We start from the raw sequence: 17400 nt of genomic DNA, 5'->3' as shown, positions 1-17400 counted from the left end.
CCTTGATTTACTCCTAATGGTCTTGACCCGGATTCATCCCCCAGAGTCCGGGTTTTTTTTGTCTGGCGTGCGGCCGCCGCGCAGGCGCTCCGGCCATGCCTCGACCTCAGGCGACGCCGGCCAGTGGGAACAGTCGCTTGAAGTTGCTGGAGGTCTGCTCGGCCAGGGTCTCGTAGCTCACGCCACGCAGCACGGCCAGATACTCGGCGACCTCGCGCACGTATTGCGGCAGGTTGGGCTTGCCGCGATGCGGCACCGGCGCCAGGTAAGGCGAATCGGTCTCCACCAGCAGGCGATCGGCCGGCACCTGACGGGCGACCTCGCGCAGCGCTTCGGCATTGCGGAAGGTGACGATGCCGGACAGCGAGATGTAGAAGCCGATGTCCAGCGCCGCCCTGGCCATTTCCCAGTCTTCGGTGAAGCAGTGCAGCACGCCGGCCTGCGGCAGCGCGGCTTCGCGCAGCAGCGCCAGGGTATCGGCACGGGCCTCGCGGGTATGCACGATGACCGGCTTGCCGGTGATACGCGCCGCCTCGAGGTGCAGGCGGAACGACGCCTGCTGCAGGCCGGCGGACTCGGGCTCATAGTGGTAGTCCAGCCCGGTTTCACCGATGGCCACCACCTTCGGATGCGCCAGTTCGCCCAGCAGCCAATCGAGTGCCGGCGCCGCGCCCGGTTCCAGGTCCAGCGGGTGTACCCCCACCGAGCAGTCGACATCCGCGTAGCGCTCGGCCAGGCCTTTCACGGTCGCGGCGTTGTCGGCACTGACGCCGATGCACAGAAAATGCCCTACGCCAGCGGCGCGCGCCGCGTCCAGGGCAGCATCCAGCGAACCGCCATGGGCGGCGAGGTCGAGACGATCAAGGTGGCAGTGGGAGTCGATCAGCACAGCGGGAAACTCGGGCAAAGGGAAAGCCCGAATTGTAATCGAAAGCGGACGCTGACTGCCTGACCGGCAAGTGCCTGGCCGCGACGAGGCAGGTTCGCGGCCGGCTGCATTACATCGTGTGGGTCGGGCGGTCGGACTTCAGCGCACCGGCGAGGTAGGTCTCGATCTTGTTGCGTGCAGTGTTGTCACCATCGTTGAACTGCACCCCGACCCCAGCAGCGCGGTTGCCCTGGGCGCCTTTCGGGGTGATCCACACCACCTTGCCGGCGACCGGGATCTTTTCCGGCTCATCCATCAGGTTGAGCAGCATGAACACTTCGTCACCGAGCTTGTAGCTCTTGTTGGTGGGGATGAAGAGACCGCCATTCTTGATGAAAGGCATATAGGCCGCATACAGCACGGACTTGTCCTTGATGGTCAGGGACAGGATTCCGTTACGGGGCCCAAGATTGGGTGGCAGGCTCATCAGCGCATTCCTAGCGTTTATTGCTTAATGGTTGATTCTAGGGCCTGTTCATGCTGCTACGCAAACCAGCTCATGGCCCACAGCCAGCAGAATGTGACGCCCTGCCGAATCCGACGGCTGCCGGGTCAGCCACGCCCCGTGGCAGGTAGCGCGGCCCACTGCACCAGCAGAGCCTCGAGCAGCAGTACGCGATTGAGGTTGGCCTTGCCCATCACCTTCTGCCGCTGCGCCAGCAACCACTCCTGGATGGCCAGCACCTTGTCCTGCGCGGTCTTGTCCGCCAGATATTGCACCACCTTGCGCATGTCGGCCTGGCCCAGCCCCTCCTCGTCCTGGGTCAACTGGTAACGCAGCATGAGCTGCGCCCAGTCGCAGAACCAGTCGAACAGCAGATTCAGCGGCAGCGCGTTCCAGCTCTCGGCCAACTGGCTGGGCGATACCTGCTGCTTGAGCAGCTTCTTCACGCCCTCTACCGCCTGGGCGCGCTGTTCGCGCACGCCCTGCGCGTGCATGCGCAGCGCCGCCAGGGGCGAGCCCGCGGCGAGGGTCAGCAGATCGGCACGTTCCTCGTCGCCCTGCTCGGGCAACGCCTGCGCCAGCCAGGCCAGGCTCACGGCCTCGCTCGGCAACGGACAGGCCTGCTGCACGCAGCGGCTCTTGATGGTCGGCAACAGACGGCTGGGCTGGTGGCTGATCAGCAACAGCACGGTGTTGCCGGACGGCTCTTCCAGGCTTTTCAGCAGCGCGTTGGCAGCATTCAGGTTCATCGCCTCGGCCGGCTCCAGCAACACCACCTTGCGCCCGCCGAGCTGCGCGGTCTGCACCACGAACTCGACCAGCTCGCGCACCTGGTCGACCTTGATCGGCTTGTCCGCCTCCTCGGGTTCGAGGACGAAGTTGTCAGGATGGGTGCCCGCCGCCAGCAGGTGACAGGACTTGCAGTTGCCGCAGGCATCCAGACCGTTCGGGCTGAGGCACAGCAGCCGCGCCATCAGCCGCTCGGCGAGGGCGCGCTTGCCGATCCCGGCCGGACCGTGCAGCAGGTAGGCATGGGCATGCTGTGCGCGCCCGGCCAGCTGCTGCCAGAGATTCTCCTGCCAGGGGTAGACCTCAGCCACGGCACGCCTCCAGCAGACTCGGCAACAGGGCATCTATATCGGCCTGCACCTGCGCCAGGCTCTGCCCGGCATCGAGCACCCGATAGCGCTGTGGCGACTGTTCGGCACGCGCCAGGTAGGCGTGACGCACCGACTCGAAGAAGCTGCGCTGCTCCTGCTCGAAACGATCCAGGCGACCGCGGGCAGCGGCGCGGGCCAGGCCGACCTCCACGGGCAGGTCGAAGATCAGCGTCAGGTCAGGACGCAGCTCACCCTGCACGAACTGCTCGAGCTGCGCGATGCGCGCCGTGGACAGACCGCGCCCACCGCCCTGGTAGGCGTAGGTGGCGTCGGTGAAACGGTCGCACAACACCACACTGCCTCTGGCCAGGGCCGGGCGAATGACCTGCTGCAGATGCTGGGCGCGCGCGGCGAACACCAGCAGCAGCTCGGTATCGGCCGCCATCGGCTCGTCACTCGGCGCCAGCAGCAGTTCGCGAATGCGCTCGGCCAGCGGTGTGCCGCCCGGCTCGCGGGTGAGCAGCACGTCGACGCCCTGCTCGCGCAGACGTTCGGCGAGGTACTCGCGGTTGGTGCTTTTACCGGCACCTTCCGGGCCTTCCAGGGTAATGAACAGACCGGTCACGGATTGCCCTTATTCAGTTTCGGCCGCCGCGCTGGGCGCGGGGCTGGAGCGATAGTCGGCACGGCGCTTGAGCTGGTACTCGCGCACGGCGCGGTTGTGCTCGGCCAGGCTATTGGAGAACACGTGGCTGCCGTCGCCCCTGGCGACGAAATACAACGACTTGCCTTCACGCGGGTTGAGCGCGGCATGAATGGCCTCGCGGCCGACCATGGCGATCGGCGTCGGCGGCATGCCATCGATGGTGTAGGTGTTGTAAGGCGTCGGGGTACGCAGATCGGTACGGGTGATCCGCCCCTTGTAGCGCTCGCCCATGCCGTAGATCACGGTAGGGTCGGTCTGCAGACGCATGCCGATGCGCAGACGCCGGACGAACACGCCGGCGATCTCGCCACGCTCTTCGGGTACGCCGGTTTCCTTCTCGATCATCGAGGCCATGATCAACGCATCGTAAGGCTCGCGATAGGGCAGCCCCTCGGCGCGCTGCTGCCATTCCTCGGCGAGCACGGATTCGAGGCGGGCATTGGCCTGCCTGAGCAGGTCCTCGTCACTCATGCCACGCACGAAACGGTAGGTATCGGGGAAGAAACGCCCTTCCGGGTTCTGCCCGCCGAGGCCCAGGCGCTCCATCAGCTCGTCGTCGGAGAGATCGGCCAGGCGCTGCTGCAGACGCTCCTGGCGCGCCAGTGCGGCGCGGACCTGGCGGAAGTTCCAGCCCTCGACCAGGGTCATGCTGTACTGCACCACCTCGCCACGCCGCCACAGGTTCAGCACATCCTGGGCCGTCTGCTCGGGCAGCAGGCGGTATTCGCCGCTGTGCAGCGCCGGAGCACGCAGGTTGAAACGCCAGTACAGGCGCAGCCAGAAGGCATTGCCGATCACCCCCTCGGCTTGCAGGCGATTAAGCAGGCCGCCGGGCGTCGCGCCCGCAGGCACTTCCAGCAGCAGCTCGTCATTCAGATGCAGGGGTTGCTCGAGCGCCCTCTGCTGTTGCCAGGCGGCAACCACTACCAGCAGCGCAGCCAGTAGCACGCCGCACTCGAGCAGCACCAAGATCTTGCGTAGCACCAGTTATTTACTCAATAGGTCGCGAACGATGGCCTGCAGTTTACGGGTGAGCGGCCCGACCGGCCAGTATCGTTCCTGCAACGCCCGTACCGGCCAGATGCCGTAGAGGCTGTTGCAGAGAAAGACTTCGTCCGCCGCCAGCAGTTCGTCGTGGGAAATGTCCCGTGATTCGATGGGCAGACCGAGGCGCTCGGCCTGATGCAGGATCTCGGCGCGCATCACCCCCGCCACGCCGCAGCGCGACAGCTCGGCGGTCAGCAAGCGCCCCCCGACGACCAGGAACAGGTTGCTGTAGACGCCCTCGATCACCCGCCCCGTACAGTCACGCATCAAGCCTTCGGCGCAGTCGGCATCCTGCCATTCGGCACGAGCCAGCACCTGTTCGAGGCGATTGAGGTGCTTGAGCCCGGCCAGCAGCGGCTGCTCGGCCAGACGGGTCGCGCAGGGGAACAGGCGCACGCCCTGCTCGGCATGCTCGGCTGGGTAGTGCGGCATGGGCGCTGCCTGCAGGATACGCAGAGGCTGGCAAGGCTGCGGCGGCGCATAACCGCGCTGCCCCTGGCCACGGGTAACGGTGAGCTTGGCCACGCCATCACCGAGCTGCGCGGCGAACGCCTGCAGCTCGTCCTGCATCAGGGTCATGTCGAGCGCGATGGACAGGCGCTGACAGCCTTGCGCAAGACGCGCCATGTGCCGCGCCAGCAGCGCGATCTGCCCGCCACGCACGGCAATGGTCTCGAACAGACCATCGCCGTAAGCCAGGCCACGGTCGCGAACCGACAACTGCTCGCCGGGCGCGCCGTTGACCCAGCTCAGCATCAGCCGTGGAACCGACGGAACAGCAGCGAGCCGTTGGTGCCGCCGAAGCCGAAGGAGTTCGACAGAGCGATCTCGATCGGCATGGCCTTGGCCTGGTGCGCCACGAAGTCCAGGTCGCAGCCTTCGTCCGGCTCGTCCAGGTTGATGGTCGGCGGTGCGACCTGATCGCGCAGCGCGAGGATGCTGAAGATCGCCTCCACCGCACCGGCGGCGCCCAGCAGGTGGCCGGTCATCGACTTGGTCGAGCTGACCGACAGCTGATAGGCATGCTCGCCGAACACGCTCTTCAACGCAGCCGCTTCGGCGAGATCGCCGGCCGGGGTGGAAGTGCCGTGAGCGTTGACGTACTGCACCTGGTCGGCGTTGATGCCGGCATCGCGCAGGGCGTTGGCCATGCAGCGGGCAGCACCGGCGCCATCCTCGGGCGGCGAGGTCATGTGGAAGGCGTCACCGCTCATGCCGAAGCCGATCAGCTCGGCATGGATGGTGGCACCGCGCGCCTTGGCGTGCTCGAGCTCTTCCAGCACCAGCGCACCGGAGCCATCGGACAGCACGAAGCCGTCACGGCCCTTGTCCCAGGGACGACTGGCCCTGGTCGGCTCGTCGTTACGCGTGGACAGCGCACGAGCCGCACCGAAGCCGCCCATGCCGAGGCCGCAGGCCGCCATCTCGGCACCACCGGCGACCATCACGTCGGCTTCGCCATAGGCGATGTTGCGCGCCGCCATGCCAATGCAGTGGGTGCCCGTGGTGCACGCCGTGGCGATGGCGTAGTTCGGCCCCTGCAGACCCAGGTGGATCGACAGGAAGCCGGAAATCATGTTGATGATCGAGCCCGGCACGAAGAACGGCGAAATGCGCCGTGGCCCCTGCTCGTGCAACGATTTGCAGTTGTTCTCGATATTGGTCAGGCCGCCGATACCGGAGCCCATGGCCACACCGATGCGCTCGCGATTGGCGTCGGTGATATCCAGGCCGGAATCACGCACGGCCTGGAAGCAGGCAGCGAGACCGTACTGGATGAACAGGTCTAGCTTGCGCGCCTCCTTGGCGGAGAGGTACTCCTCGACGTTGAAGTCCTTGACCGACCCGCCAAAACGGGTGGAGTAGGCGGACAGGTCCATGTGTTCGATCAGACCGATGCCACTGCGCCCGGCCAAAATGCCCTGCCAGCTGCTCGGCACATCGTTACCCAGCGGCGACAGCATGCCCATACCGGTAACCACGACGCGTCTACGCGACACAGCAATCTCCTCTTGTTCTACTCAGGCGCTGCATGCGCCCTGCACGTAAAGAAAAGCCGCACGCCTGTTTAGGGCAGTGCGGCTTTTCTCGGTCAGAAAGCTGACGGTGACTTATTGCGCGTGGGCAGTCACGTAGTCGATGGCTTCCTGAACGGTGGTGATCTTCTCTGCTTGCTCGTCCGGGATCTCGGTCTCGAATTCTTCTTCGAGAGCCATCACCAGCTCAACGGTGTCAAGAGAGTCGGCACCCAGGTCTTCGACGAAGGAAGCGCTGTTGGTAACTTCCTCTTCTTTAACGCCAAGTTGCTCGGCAACGATTTTCTTGACGCGTTCTTCGATGGTGCTCATACCTTGTTTTCACTCCTAATTGGACAAATCCAGGCAGCTGGTAGCGGCCAAGTGTATAGAAAGGGTTTTTAGCATTTCAAGCTGAATGCCGGGGAGCCCCCAGGAACACTTCAACGATCTGTCTATAAACCTGTTGCAGCTTTATAACGGATTTTAGACAGCGACTATGACAGTTTTCTGATGGCTCGCGTCACATTCAGCTCATGTACATACCGCCATTCACCGGGATAGTAGCCCCGGTGACGTAACCTGCGCCATCGGAAGCCAGGAAACCGACCACCTTGGCGATCTCTTCGGCCTGCCCCAGACGACCCAGCGGAATCTGCGTCAGCAGCGCATCGCGCTGGGCTTCCGGCAGCTCGCGAGTCATGTCGGTGTCGATGAAACCAGGAGCCACCGAGTTGACCGTGATACCACGGGAACCCACTTCACGCGCCAGTGCGCGGCTGAAACCTTCCAGGCCGGCCTTGGCAGCAGCGTAGTTGACCTGCCCGGCGTTGCCCATGGCCCCAACGACGGAACCGATGTTGATGATGCGCCCGAAACGCGCCTTGGTCATGCCACGCAGCACGGCCTTGGACAGGCGGTAGAGGCTGTTCAGGTTGGTATTGATGACGTCGAACCACTCGTCGTCCTTCATGCGCAGCATCAGGTTGTCACGGGTGATGCCGGCGTTGTTGACCAGGATCAACGGCTGGCCAAGATGTTGCTGGATATGTTCGAGGGTGCTGGCAACGGATTCGTCGTTGCTCACGTCGAGCACCAGGCCGGCGCCTTCGACACCATTGGCCTTCAGGGTTTCGGCAATACGCTCGGCGCCCGAGGCGCTGGTGGCGGTACCGATGACGATGGCGCCCTGACGGCCCAGCTCCAGAGCGATGGCCTGGCCGATACCACGGCTGGCGCCGGTGACCAGCGCGACTTTACCTTGCAGACTCATGTGCTTCTCCTTTCCAAAACCGTTTCAAGCCAGCGCAGCGCGAGCGGCAGCGAAGGCGTCGGGGGTATCCAGGTTGTGGGTATTGATACCCTTGACGCAGCGCTTGTTCAGACCACCGAGCACCTTGCCCGGGCCGCACTCGACCAGATCGGTCACGCCCTGTTCGGACAGACGCACGATGGACTCGACCCAGCGCACCGGGCTGTACAGCTGAGCCAGGAGGTCGGCCTTCAGGGTGGCCAGATCGGATACCACGGCAGCACTGACGTTCTGCACCAGCGGAATCTGCGGGGCCTGCCAGCTCAGCGCCTCGACCGACTCGGCGAAACGCTCGGCGGCGGGTTTCATCAGTGCGCAGTGCGACGGCACGCTGACCGGCAGCGCCATGGCGCGCTTGGCGCCACGCGCCTTGCAGGCCTCGATGGCGCGCTCGACGGCAGCGGCGCTACCGGCAATCACCACCTGACCCGGGGCGTTGAAGTTGACCGCGCTGACCACGTCACCCTGCGCCGCTTCGGCACAAGCGGCCAGCACGTCGGCGTCCTCCAGACCGAGAATCGCCGCCATGCCGCCCTGCCCGGCCGGCACGGCCTGCTGCATCAGCTGACCACGACGCTCGACCAGTTTCACGGCATCGGCGAACGCGATGCTGCCAGCGGCAACCAGCGCGGAGTACTCACCCAGGCTGTGACCGGCGACGAATGCCGGCTTGGCGCCGCCCTCGGCCTGCCACAGACGCCACAGGGCGATGGAGGCCGTGAGGATGGCCGGCTGGGTCTTGTCGGTCTGGTTCAGTTGCTCTTCCGGACCTTGCTGGGTCAGCGCCCAGAGGTCGTAACCGAGGGCTTCGGAAGCCTCGCCGAAGGTATCGAGCACCAGCTTCTGCTGGGCACCGTGATCGGCGAGCATGGTCAGGGCTTGCGAACCCTGACCGGGGAAGACGAATGCGAGGGATGCAGACATGAATAAGTCCCTTGAGTCGAAAAACCAGCGCCAGGCGAGCCTGGCGCAGCAAACTGACAGTTGGATGACAGGCTACGCGCCGCGGTCACATTCCGGCCCCGTCACACAGCGAAAACGCGACGAGTCTACAACAACAAGTCCTCGAGTCGACCATGCAGTCGCTGCGGCAGATTCTCCTGCACCTCGCGCAGCGCGCAGCGAATGGCGCTCTGGAAACTCTCCCGGCCGGCGGCGCCATGACTCTTCACGACGATGCCCTGCAGCCCGAGAAAACTCGCGCCGTTGTGCCGTGCCGGCGCCAGATCGGCCTTGAGGCGACGCAGCAGCGGCATCGCCAGGGCGCCGATGGCCTGGGCGAACAGCCCCTCCCTGAACAGCGCCTCGACCCGCCCGGTGACCATTCGCGCGAGCCCCTCGCTGGACTTGAGCAGGATGTTGCCGACAAAACCGTCGCACACCACCACGTCGGCCTCGCCGCGATAGACACCGTCACCTTCTATGTAGCCGACGAAGTTCAGCCCATGCGCCTGCTGCAGCATGCTGGCGGCGAGCTTGACCTGCTGGTTGCCCTTGATGTCTTCCGTGCCGACATTGAGCAGCGCCACCCGTGGCCGCGCGATACCCAGCGTCTCGGCCGCGACCGCACCCATGATGGCGAACTGGTAGAGGTGCTCGGCGCTGCAGTCAACGTTGGCGCCCAGGTCCAGCAGGTAGCAATGGCCGCGCTCGGTGGGTATCGGACTGACCATGGCCGGCCGATCGATCCCCGGCAGGGTCTTGAGCAGATAGCGCGACAACGCCATCAGCGCACCGGTGTTGCCGGCACTGACGCAGGCGTGCGCCTGACGCTGCCGCACCAGCTCCAGCGCCACGCGCATCGAAGCATCGGGCTTGCCGCGCAGCGCCTGAGCCGGACGCTCGTCCATGGCGATCACTTCACTGGCGTGATGAACCTGCAGGCGCGCGCGATCGACGCCGGACTGGCGAGCGAGCTGTTCTTCGATGAGGGGAGCTTGACCGACGAGGGTCAGGTGTAGCGAGGGGAACTCGGCCAGCGCGGAAATGCAGGCCGGAACAATGCAGTGGGGACCGAAGTCCCCACCCATTGCATCAATCGCGATGATCGAGGCGGACAAGGATTACTCGTCAGCGCCCTTGTCGATCACTTTACGACCGCGGTATACGCCTTCCGGAGAAACGTGGTGGCGCAGGTGAACTTCACCGGTGCTCTTCTCTACGGACAGGGCGCTGGCCTCGAGTGCGTCGTGCGAACGGCGCATATCGCGGGCGGAACGGGATTTTTTGTTCTGCTGAACAGCCATAACTCATTAACTCCTAAACGTTTGGGTCACGCTTTAACTGCGCCAATACACTGAACGGGTTGGACCGCGATACCTCGTCCTCGCCCGGCTCGGGCTCATCGAGACCGTCCGGCTGCTGGCAATCACCTGGGGCGTGAGCAGGAACGATCGGCAGGGCGAGAAGCAATTCATCCTCGACCAGACCGAGCAGCTCCAGCGGCTCCTCACCCACTTCCAGCACGTCGTAGCCCTTCGGCAAGGACTGAGTGTTCGCTCCAACCCGAACCACCGCGTATTCACATTCGCTGCGGATGGGTAGCGCGACCAGCTCCAGACAACGCTGGCAGACCATTTTGACCTCAACCTCGAGCTCACTGCGGATCACCACAGTTTTCTGCTCGTCACGCCCGAAGTGAAACTTCGCCTGCACCGCGCCCGCCGTATCGGCAAGCGGGTCGCAGAGACGCGGCAGGCTGGCCAGTTCGAGCTGCCCTTCGAGGGTAGCTTCGCGGTCGGCGAGCTTGCGCGGATCAACGTGAGGTGGAATCGGCCCATTCAACATAGGCGCAGCATTCTAGGGATGCACCCTGCCCGTGTCAAAGGAAATTGAGCCTGTATTCACCCAGGCACGACCAGTAGAATTTCTCGCCCACTTATATAAGGAAGAGAACATGCCCGCGCTGCTGCTCGCCTCCAGCTCGCCCTACCGCCGCGAACTGCTCGACCGCCTGCAACTGCCCTTCACCTGGCAGTCGCCGAGCATCGACGAAACCCGCCTGGCAGGCGAAACCGGCATCGACCTGGTCAGGCGCCTGGCCGAGGCAAAGGCCCGCGCATTGGCCGACCAGCACCCCAACCACCTGATCATCGGCTCGGATCAGGTCGCCATCCTCAGCGACGGCCAGATTCTCGGCAAACCCCATGACCTGCCGAGGGCCCAGCAGCAACTGCGCGCCGCCAGCGGCAGCAGCGTCACCTTTCTCACCGGCCTGGCCCTGCTCGATACAGGCAGCGGCCGATGCCAGGTCGACTGCGTTCCCTTCACCGTGCACTTTCGCCCGCTCGATGACGGACAGATCCTGCGCTACCTGCAGCGCGAACAACCTTTCGACTGCGCCGGCAGCTTCAAATCCGAGGGCCTGGGCATCAGCCTGTTCCGCAGCACGCAAGGCGAAGACGCCACCAGCCTGGTCGGCCTGCCGCTGATCCGCCTGGTGGACATGCTGCTCAACGAGGGCGTCGAGATACCGTAGGGCGGGTGCAACCCGCCGACCGAGACTGGCGGATTACACCCGCCCTACGGGAGCATTCCTCAGCGCAGCGTCGGCCCCTGGAAGCCCATCCACAGCGCGATGCGATCCGCCACACTGGTACCCAGGCGCTTGGCGAAGCGATCGAACGGCGTGTCCCGCTGGGTGTAGTCGACCATTTCCTTCTCGCCGATCACCTCGCGCGCCACATAGCTGGCACTGCCCAGGGCATCGATCAGACCCAACTGCAGAGCCTGCTCGCCGGACCAGATCAGGCCGGAGAACAGCTCGGGATGCTCATCCGCCTTGAGTCGCTCACCCCGCCCCTTCTTCACGCTGTCGATGAACTGACGGTGCGTGGTTTCCAGCACGGTCTTCCAGAAGCGTGTCTCCTCTTCCTTCTGCGGCTGGAACGGATCGAGAAAGGCCTTGTGCTCGCCGGAGGTGTAGACGCGACGCTCGACACCCAGCTTCTCCATGGTATCGACGAAGCCGAAGCTGGCCGCCGTGACCCCGATCGAGCCGACCAGACTGGCCTTGTCGGCGTAGATCTCGTCCGCCGCACTGGCGATGTAGTAGGCGCCGGACGCCCCGAGATCACTGATCACCGCGTAGACCTTGGTCTGCGGGTACTCGCCACGCAGGCGACGAATCTCGTCATAGATGTAGCCCGACTGCACGGGACTGCCGCCCGGGCTGTTGATACGCAGGATCACACCCTTGGTGTTGCTGTCCTCGAACGCCGCACGCAGGCTGCCCACCACCTTGTCGGCGCTGGCTTCCTCACGATCGGCGATCATGCCGCGAATCTCGATCAGCGCCGTGTGCGCCGTCGTGGTCGAGGCCGACTTCAGGTCGAGCGCCGGCAACACCAGCGCCAACGCACCGAACAGATAGATGAAGGTCAGCAGCTTGAAAAAGATCCCCCAGCGCCGGGACCGACGCTGCTCCTGCACACTTGAAAGCAGGGTTTTCTCAAGCAGTTTCCAGCTCTTGGCATCCTCGCCCGACGACGACGATGACTTCCACTCATCCGACATGCTCACTCACCTCTGAAGGATGCTGCGCATGACGGCCTTCCAGCCACGCGCGCAGCTCATTGAACTCGTTGATTGCCAAACGCGGCGCACATTCACGCAGAACCGACAATGGCTGAGCACCGAAACCGACCGCTACCGCGTCCATCCCGGCATTGCGCGCCATGAGCAGGTCGAAGGTCGAATCCCCCACCATCAACGCCCGCTCGGGCTGCACCCGGCAATGCGCAAGAATCTCGTGCAGCATCAGCGGATCCGGCTTGCTCGCCGTCTCGTCAGCGCAACGGGTGATATCGAAGTAGTCCAGCCAACCCTTGTCCGCCAGCACCCGATGCAGCCCCTTGCGCCCCTTGCCGGTCGCGACCGCCAGACGATAGCCCTGCTCGCGAAAGACTTCGAGCGACTCGCGCACGCCGTCGAACAGCGGCGACGGCTCGGTTTCCAGCGCCAGGTACTGCTCGCTGTAGGCACGCCGAATGGCTTCGATGCGCAACGATTCATCGAGTTCCGGATAGAGCGTGCCGATCGCCACCCCCAGCTCCAGACCGATGATGCCGCGCACCGCCACATCGCTGCAGCGCGGCACGCCGGTGATATCGGCAGCGCGATGCATGGCCTCGACGATGCGACCGATGGAGTCGACCAGCGTGCCATCCCAATCGAAGACCAGCAGTTGATAGTCAGGCACTCAGACGCTCCAGGGTCCTGGCCCACATCTCGTCCACCGGCGCCTCGAGCTTCAGCACACCGCCATCCGGCAGCGGCACATGCAGCTCGTAGGCATGCAGGAACAGGCGCTTGCCGCCCAGCTCGCGAATCTCGCGCGTGAATTCGTCATCGCCGTACTTGGAGTCACCGGCGATGGAGTGCCCGGCATGCTTGGCATGCACGCGGATCTGGTGGGTGCGCCCGGTGACCGGCTTGGCCTCGACCAGGGTGGCGAAGTCACCGAAGCGGCGCAGCACGCGGAACAGCGTCAGCGCCTCCTTGCCTTCCCCATCAACCTCGACCATGCGCTCGCCGGAACGCAGATTGCTCTTCTGCAGCGGCGCATTGACCTGTTTCTTGGCCGTCGCCCAGTGCCCGCGCACCAGCGCCATGTAGCGCTTGTCGACGCCATCACCGCGCAGCGCCTCATGCAGATGACGCAGCATGCTGCGTTTCTTGGCGATCATCAGCAGACCCGAGGTATCACGATCCAGGCGGTGCACCAGCTCCAGATCCTTGGCATCGGGGCGCAGCTGGCGAAACGCCTCGATCACCCCATAGTTCAGGCCGCTGCCACCATGCACGGCGATACCCGCCGGTTTGTTCAGCACGATCAGCGCCTTGTCCTCGTAGACGATGGCCGCTTCGAGGCGTTCCAGCAGGCCCTGAGCCAGCGGCTCGGGCTCATCGCGCTCGGCCAGGCGCAACGGCGGCACCCGTACCACGTCACCAGCCTGCAGCTTGTACTCGGGCTTGATGCGCCCCTTGTTCACGCGCACTTCACCCTTGCGCAGGATGCGGTAAATCAGGGTCTTGGGCACGCCCTTGAGCTGTGTCCGGAGGAAATTGTCGATGCGTTGGCCGGCGAGTTCCGGTGCAACCTCGATCAGCTGGACGCCGGAGGTTGGAGAGGCAGGAGTAGTCATCGCGCAATCATAACAATTTTTTATGGAATTGAAGCACTTAATCATTGCTGCTATAGTCGCGAACGCCGCCAAAAGTGGCCTGGCTTGCGGATGATCGCCAAACTTGCCATCCCCTGCCCGCGCAACCCTTTCAGGACGTGAGGCCGTCCGACGGATTGTTCAGTGTTAGAAGGCCGCAAAAGGCCGTGAAGAATTCGGAAACAACGCCTTGAGTATGATGCGCGACTCGCCCAGTGGGGCGGTCGCGGTAACTGACAACCGCTGCGGAATCCGCGCGCGGCACCCGATTTTCAGCGATACGTGTAGGGTGGAGATGTACAACTGTCGGACTGCGTAGCTCATAGCTTGATCAAAGACGCCTCATCTCGTCCGCTTCCGCCAGTTGATTCCTCCTCCTGACTGAGTGCTTTCTGTCACCACAGCAAGCAGGAGACGTCCGTCGCGACCGCGGCCTTCGATGGCCGACCGTCGCTAGACAGTGGAACGATTTACGACCGTTTCTGACGCGCCTGACACCGACTCTGATAGTCGTGTGTGCCTAACGTGGCTTCCGCTAGCCCGGAGCCCATTGGTACCACATGAAAAGAATGCTCATTAACGCGACTCAGCCCGAAGAGTTGCGTGTTGCCCTGGTAGATGGCCAAAAACTCTACGATCTGGACATCGAGTCCGGCGCCCGCGAACAGAAGAAGGCCAACATCTACAAAGGCCGCATCACCCGCGTCGAACCCAGCCTTGAAGCCGCCTTCGTCGATTTCGGTTCCGAACGCCACGGCTTCCTCCCCCTCAAAGAAATCTCTCGCGAATACTTCTCCAAGGCCCCTGAAGGCGGCCGCGTCAACATCAAGGACGTACTCAAGGAAGGCCAGGAAGTCATCGTCCAGGTCGAGAAGGAAGAACGCGGCAACAAGGGCGCGGCCCTGACCACCTTCATCAGCCTGGCCGGCCGCTACCTGGTCCTGATGCCGAACAACCCGCGCGCAGGTGGCATCAGCCGCCGCATCGAAGGCGAAGAGCGCAACGAACTGCGTGAAGCGCTCAATGGCCTCGACGCTCCGGCCGACATGGGCCTGATCGTGCGCACCGCCGGCCTGGGCCGCTCCAGCGAAGAAATGCAGTGGGACCTCGATTACCTGCTGCAACTGTGGAGCGCCATCAAGGAAGCCTCCACCAGCCGCCCTGCCCCGTTCCTGATCTACCAGGAATCCAACGTCATCATCCGCGCCATCCGCGACTACCTGCGCCAGGACATCGGCGAAGTGCTGGTCGACAGCGTCGAAGCCCAGGAAGAAGCCCTGTCCTTCATCCAGCAGGTGATGCCGCAGTACGCCAGCAAGATCAAGCTGTACGAAGACAGCGTGCCGCTGTTCAACCGCTTCCAGATCGAAAGCCAGATCGAAACCGCCTTCCAGCGTGAAGTGAAGCTGCCGTCCGGTGGTTCCATCGTCATCGACCCGACCGAAGCCCTGGTGTCCATCGACATCAACTCGGCGCGCGCCACCAAAGGCAGCGACATCGAAGAAACCGCCCTGCAGACCAACCTGGAAGCGGCCGAGGAAATCGCCCGCCAGCTGCGCCTGCGTGACATCGGCGGCCTGATCGTCATCGACTTCATCGACATGACCCCGGCGAAGAACCAGCGCGCCGTGGAAGAGAAAGTCCGCGAAGCCCTGGAAGCCGACCGCGCCCGCGTTCAGGTCGGCCGCATCTCGCGCTTCGGCCTGCTGGAAATGTCCCGTCAGCGCCTGCGTCCGTCCCTCGGCGAGACCAGCGGCATCGTCTGCCCACGCTGCAACGGTCAAGGCATCATCCGCGACGTCGAATCCCTGTCGCTGGCCATCCTGCGCCTGATCGAAGAAGAAGCGCTGAAGGATCGCACCGCCGAAGTCCGCGCTCAGGTACCGATCCCGGTCGCCGCCTTCCTGCTCAACGAGAAGCGCAACTCGATCACCAAGATCGAACTGCGCACCCGCGCGCGCATCGTGATCCTGCCGAACGATCACCTGGAAACGCCGCACTTCGAAGTCCAGCGCCTGCGTGACGACAGTCCGGAAGCCCTGAGCAGCCAGACCAGCTACGAAATCGCCGCCACCACCGAGGCCGAGGACGCAGCCGCCCACCCCGCCGCCGCCACCCGCACCCTGGTTCGCCAGGAAGCCGCGATCAAGGCCGCACCGCGCAGCAACGCGCCGGTCGCCGCCGAGCCGCAGGCGCAGGCGCCGCTGCCCCCCGTCAGCGCACCGGAGCCGAGCCTGTTCAAGGGCCTGGTGAAGTCGCTGGTCAGCCTGTTCGCCGGCAAGGAAGAAGAAGTCCAGCCGGCGGTGGTCGAGAAGAAGAGCAAGGAGCGTCCGCCGCGCGAAGAGCGTCGCAACGGTCGCCAGCAGAGCCGTAACCGCGGCGGTCGCCGTGGTGACGACGAGCGCAAGCCTCGTGAAGAGCGCGCCCCGCGTGAAGAGCGTCAGGCCCGCGAGCCCCGTGAAGAGCGCCAGCCGCGCGAAGAGCGTGCTCCGCGTGAAGAACGCGCACCGCGCGAAGGCCAGGAGAACCGTCGCGAGCGCAAGCCGCGCGAAGAGCGTGCCCCGCGTGAAGAGCGCGTGCGCGAACTGCGCGAGCCGCTGGACGCTGGCAACGAGCAACGCGACGAGCAGCGCGCCGAGCGCCAGCCACGCGGCGAGCGCCAGGAGCGTCAGCGTCCGCCACGCGAGGAGCGTCAGCCGCGCGCCGAGCAGGCCGAGGCCGTACAGGACGAAGCGCTGCCGAACGAAGAGCAGCTGCAAGACGACGAGCAGGGTAACGCTGAAGGCGAGCGCCCGCGTCGTCGCTCTCGCGGTCAGCGTCGCCGCAGCAACCGTCGCGAGCGTCAGCGTGATGCCGATGGCAACCTGATCGAGAGCGCCGAGAACAGCGAAGCCGCTGGCAACGACGCCCAGGCCGCCACCCCGGTCGCAGTCGCCACTGCCGCTGCGGTCGTTGCAGAAAGCGTCGACAGCAGCGAAGCCGTCGCCAGCGAAGCGCCGGCCACTGAAGCGCCAGCAGTCGAGGCCGTCGAGGCTGAAGCGCCTGCTGCACAGCCGGTCGAGGCGCCAGCCGAAGCCCCAGTGAGCGAAGCGGTCGAGAGCGCTGTGGTCGCCGAAACGGCGGTCGAGGCAGCCCCTGCCGCTGCAGCCGAAGAGCCGGCAGCCGTCGAAGCACCTGCTGTCGAGCCGGTTGCACAGCCCGAGCCGGTCGTCGAAGCTGCCCAGGAACCTGCTCCGGCAGTAGCCGAGGAAGTCGCTCCGGCAGCGGAAGCAGTTCCGGCCAATGCCACCGGCCGCGCCTCGAACGACCCGCGCGAAGTGCGTCGTCGTCAGCGCGAAGCCGAGCGCCTGGCCCGTGAAGCCGCCGAAGCTGCCGCCGCCGCACCGGCCGAGCAGAACGAGCCGGTAGTCGCGGAAAGCGCCCCGGTTGAAGAGCCGAGCGCCACTGCAAGCGAAAGCGAAGAGGCAGCCCCTGCCGTCGAGCCGAGCGCTGAAGCAGCCCCTGCTGCCAGCGAGCAGGTTGCGAGCGAAGCGGTAGAACAGGCACAGCCGGAAGAAGAAGCGGCCGCAGAGAAGGAGGAGATCAAACCTCAGGTTTGATCCTCCGGCGGTACGCAAAAAGGGGATGCCTAGGCATCCCCTTTTTCATGTCCGCTTTCCGTCACCGCGAGTGAAGTGCCTGGA

General features: G+C 64.7%; 18 protein-coding genes. 2 read left to right on the top strand and 16 right to left on the bottom strand.

What is annotated here, in order from left to right; genetic code table 11:
- Window positions 1-106: 106 nt before the first annotated feature.
- The 13 genes from E4487_RS11770 to E4487_RS11710 form a co-directional block, all read right to left on the bottom strand.
- Entirely contained in the window at window positions 107-889 is a 783-nt protein-coding gene (locus E4487_RS11770) for a TatD family hydrolase (RefSeq protein ID WP_037048521.1), read from the bottom strand.
- Window positions 890-998: 109 nt separating this feature from the next.
- Window positions 999-1355: a PilZ domain-containing protein gene (locus tag E4487_RS11765; RefSeq protein WP_003245164.1), complete on the bottom strand. Its 357-nt coding sequence runs from the start codon at window positions 1353-1355 to the stop codon at window positions 999-1001.
- A gap of 125 nt (window positions 1356-1480) precedes the next feature.
- Entirely contained in the window at window positions 1481-2473 is a 993-nt protein-coding gene (locus E4487_RS11760; protein ID WP_175253411.1) for a DNA polymerase III subunit delta', read from the bottom strand.
- Window positions 2466-3098 (bottom strand): dTMP kinase, encoded by a 633-nt coding sequence (gene tmk, locus E4487_RS11755; RefSeq protein WP_037048525.1) that lies wholly within the window; start codon window positions 3096-3098, stop codon window positions 2466-2468. The genes E4487_RS11760 and tmk overlap by 8 nt, the downstream gene beginning before the upstream one ends.
- Before the next feature lie 9 nt (window positions 3099-3107).
- Complete coding sequence (mltG, locus tag E4487_RS11750; RefSeq protein WP_175253410.1) at window positions 3108-4163, bottom strand: endolytic transglycosylase MltG; 1056 nt, start codon at window positions 4161-4163, stop codon at window positions 3108-3110.
- Window positions 4164-4166: 3 nt separating this feature from the next.
- Window positions 4167-4982 carry an aminodeoxychorismate lyase gene (gene pabC / locus E4487_RS11745; RefSeq protein ID WP_175253409.1) on the bottom strand — a complete coding sequence of 272 codons (816 nt, stop codon included), beginning with the start codon at window positions 4980-4982 and terminating at the stop codon, window positions 4167-4169.
- On the bottom strand, window positions 4982-6226 hold the full coding sequence (gene fabF, locus E4487_RS11740; RefSeq protein ID WP_037048531.1) for a beta-ketoacyl-ACP synthase II: 1245 nt from the start codon (window positions 6224-6226) through the stop codon (window positions 4982-4984). The genes pabC and fabF overlap by 1 nt, the downstream gene beginning before the upstream one ends.
- Window positions 6227-6337: 111 nt before the next feature.
- Window positions 6338-6574 (bottom strand): acyl carrier protein, encoded by a 237-nt coding sequence (acpP, locus tag E4487_RS11735; protein WP_003245177.1) that lies wholly within the window; start codon window positions 6572-6574, stop codon window positions 6338-6340.
- Window positions 6575-6770: 196 nt separating this feature from the next.
- Window positions 6771-7514, bottom strand: a complete 744-nt coding sequence (gene fabG, locus E4487_RS11730) for a 3-oxoacyl-ACP reductase FabG (RefSeq protein WP_037048534.1) — start codon at window positions 7512-7514, stop codon at window positions 6771-6773.
- Between the two features lie 24 nt (window positions 7515-7538).
- Complete coding sequence (fabD, locus tag E4487_RS11725; RefSeq protein WP_175253408.1) at window positions 7539-8477, bottom strand: ACP S-malonyltransferase; 939 nt, start codon at window positions 8475-8477, stop codon at window positions 7539-7541.
- 125 nt (window positions 8478-8602) lie between these two features.
- Window positions 8603-9613 (bottom strand): phosphate acyltransferase PlsX, encoded by a 1011-nt coding sequence (gene plsX, locus E4487_RS11720; RefSeq protein WP_175253407.1) that lies wholly within the window; start codon window positions 9611-9613, stop codon window positions 8603-8605.
- Window positions 9614-9616: 3 nt separating this feature from the next.
- Window positions 9617-9799, bottom strand: a complete 183-nt coding sequence (gene rpmF / locus E4487_RS11715) for a 50S ribosomal protein L32 (protein ID WP_037048542.1) — start codon at window positions 9797-9799, stop codon at window positions 9617-9619.
- 13 nt (window positions 9800-9812) lie between these two features.
- A complete protein-coding gene (locus tag E4487_RS11710) occupies window positions 9813-10340 on the bottom strand; it encodes a YceD family protein (RefSeq protein ID WP_037048544.1) in 528 nt (175 codons plus the stop codon).
- A gap of 109 nt (window positions 10341-10449) precedes the next feature.
- On the opposite strand from E4487_RS11710, the gene E4487_RS11705 reads away from it, so the two are divergent.
- Window positions 10450-11031, top strand: a complete 582-nt coding sequence (locus E4487_RS11705) for a nucleoside triphosphate pyrophosphatase (protein ID WP_175253406.1) — start codon at window positions 10450-10452, stop codon at window positions 11029-11031.
- A gap of 59 nt (window positions 11032-11090) precedes the next feature.
- Here E4487_RS11705 and sppA read toward each other — a convergent pair whose 3' ends face one another.
- The 3 genes from sppA to rluC are packed head-to-tail and all read right to left on the bottom strand — an operon-like array spanning window position 11091 to window position 13699.
- A complete protein-coding gene (sppA, locus tag E4487_RS11700; protein WP_037048549.1) occupies window positions 11091-12068 on the bottom strand; it encodes a signal peptide peptidase SppA in 978 nt (325 codons plus the stop codon).
- Window positions 12058-12753, bottom strand: a complete 696-nt coding sequence (locus E4487_RS11695) for an HAD-IA family hydrolase (RefSeq protein ID WP_175253405.1) — start codon at window positions 12751-12753, stop codon at window positions 12058-12060. Before E4487_RS11695 ends, sppA begins: the two co-directional genes overlap by 11 nt.
- Window positions 12746-13699: a 23S rRNA pseudouridine(955/2504/2580) synthase RluC gene (gene rluC / locus E4487_RS11690; protein WP_037048561.1), complete on the bottom strand. Its 954-nt coding sequence runs from the start codon at window positions 13697-13699 to the stop codon at window positions 12746-12748. Before rluC ends, E4487_RS11695 begins: the two co-directional genes overlap by 8 nt.
- Window positions 13700-14277: 578 nt before the next feature.
- Between rluC and rne the strand changes: the two genes are divergently transcribed.
- Window positions 14278-17316: a ribonuclease E gene (gene rne / locus E4487_RS11685; RefSeq protein WP_175253404.1), complete on the top strand. Its 3039-nt coding sequence runs from the start codon at window positions 14278-14280 to the stop codon at window positions 17314-17316.
- Window positions 17317-17400 lie beyond the last annotated feature (84 nt).

It is taken from the genome of Pseudomonas sp. BMW13 (assembly GCF_013357275.1).
Classification (GTDB): Bacteria; Pseudomonadota; Gammaproteobacteria; order Pseudomonadales; family Pseudomonadaceae; genus Aquipseudomonas; species Aquipseudomonas khazarica.
This window is presented reverse-complemented; position numbering and strand designations above follow the sequence as displayed.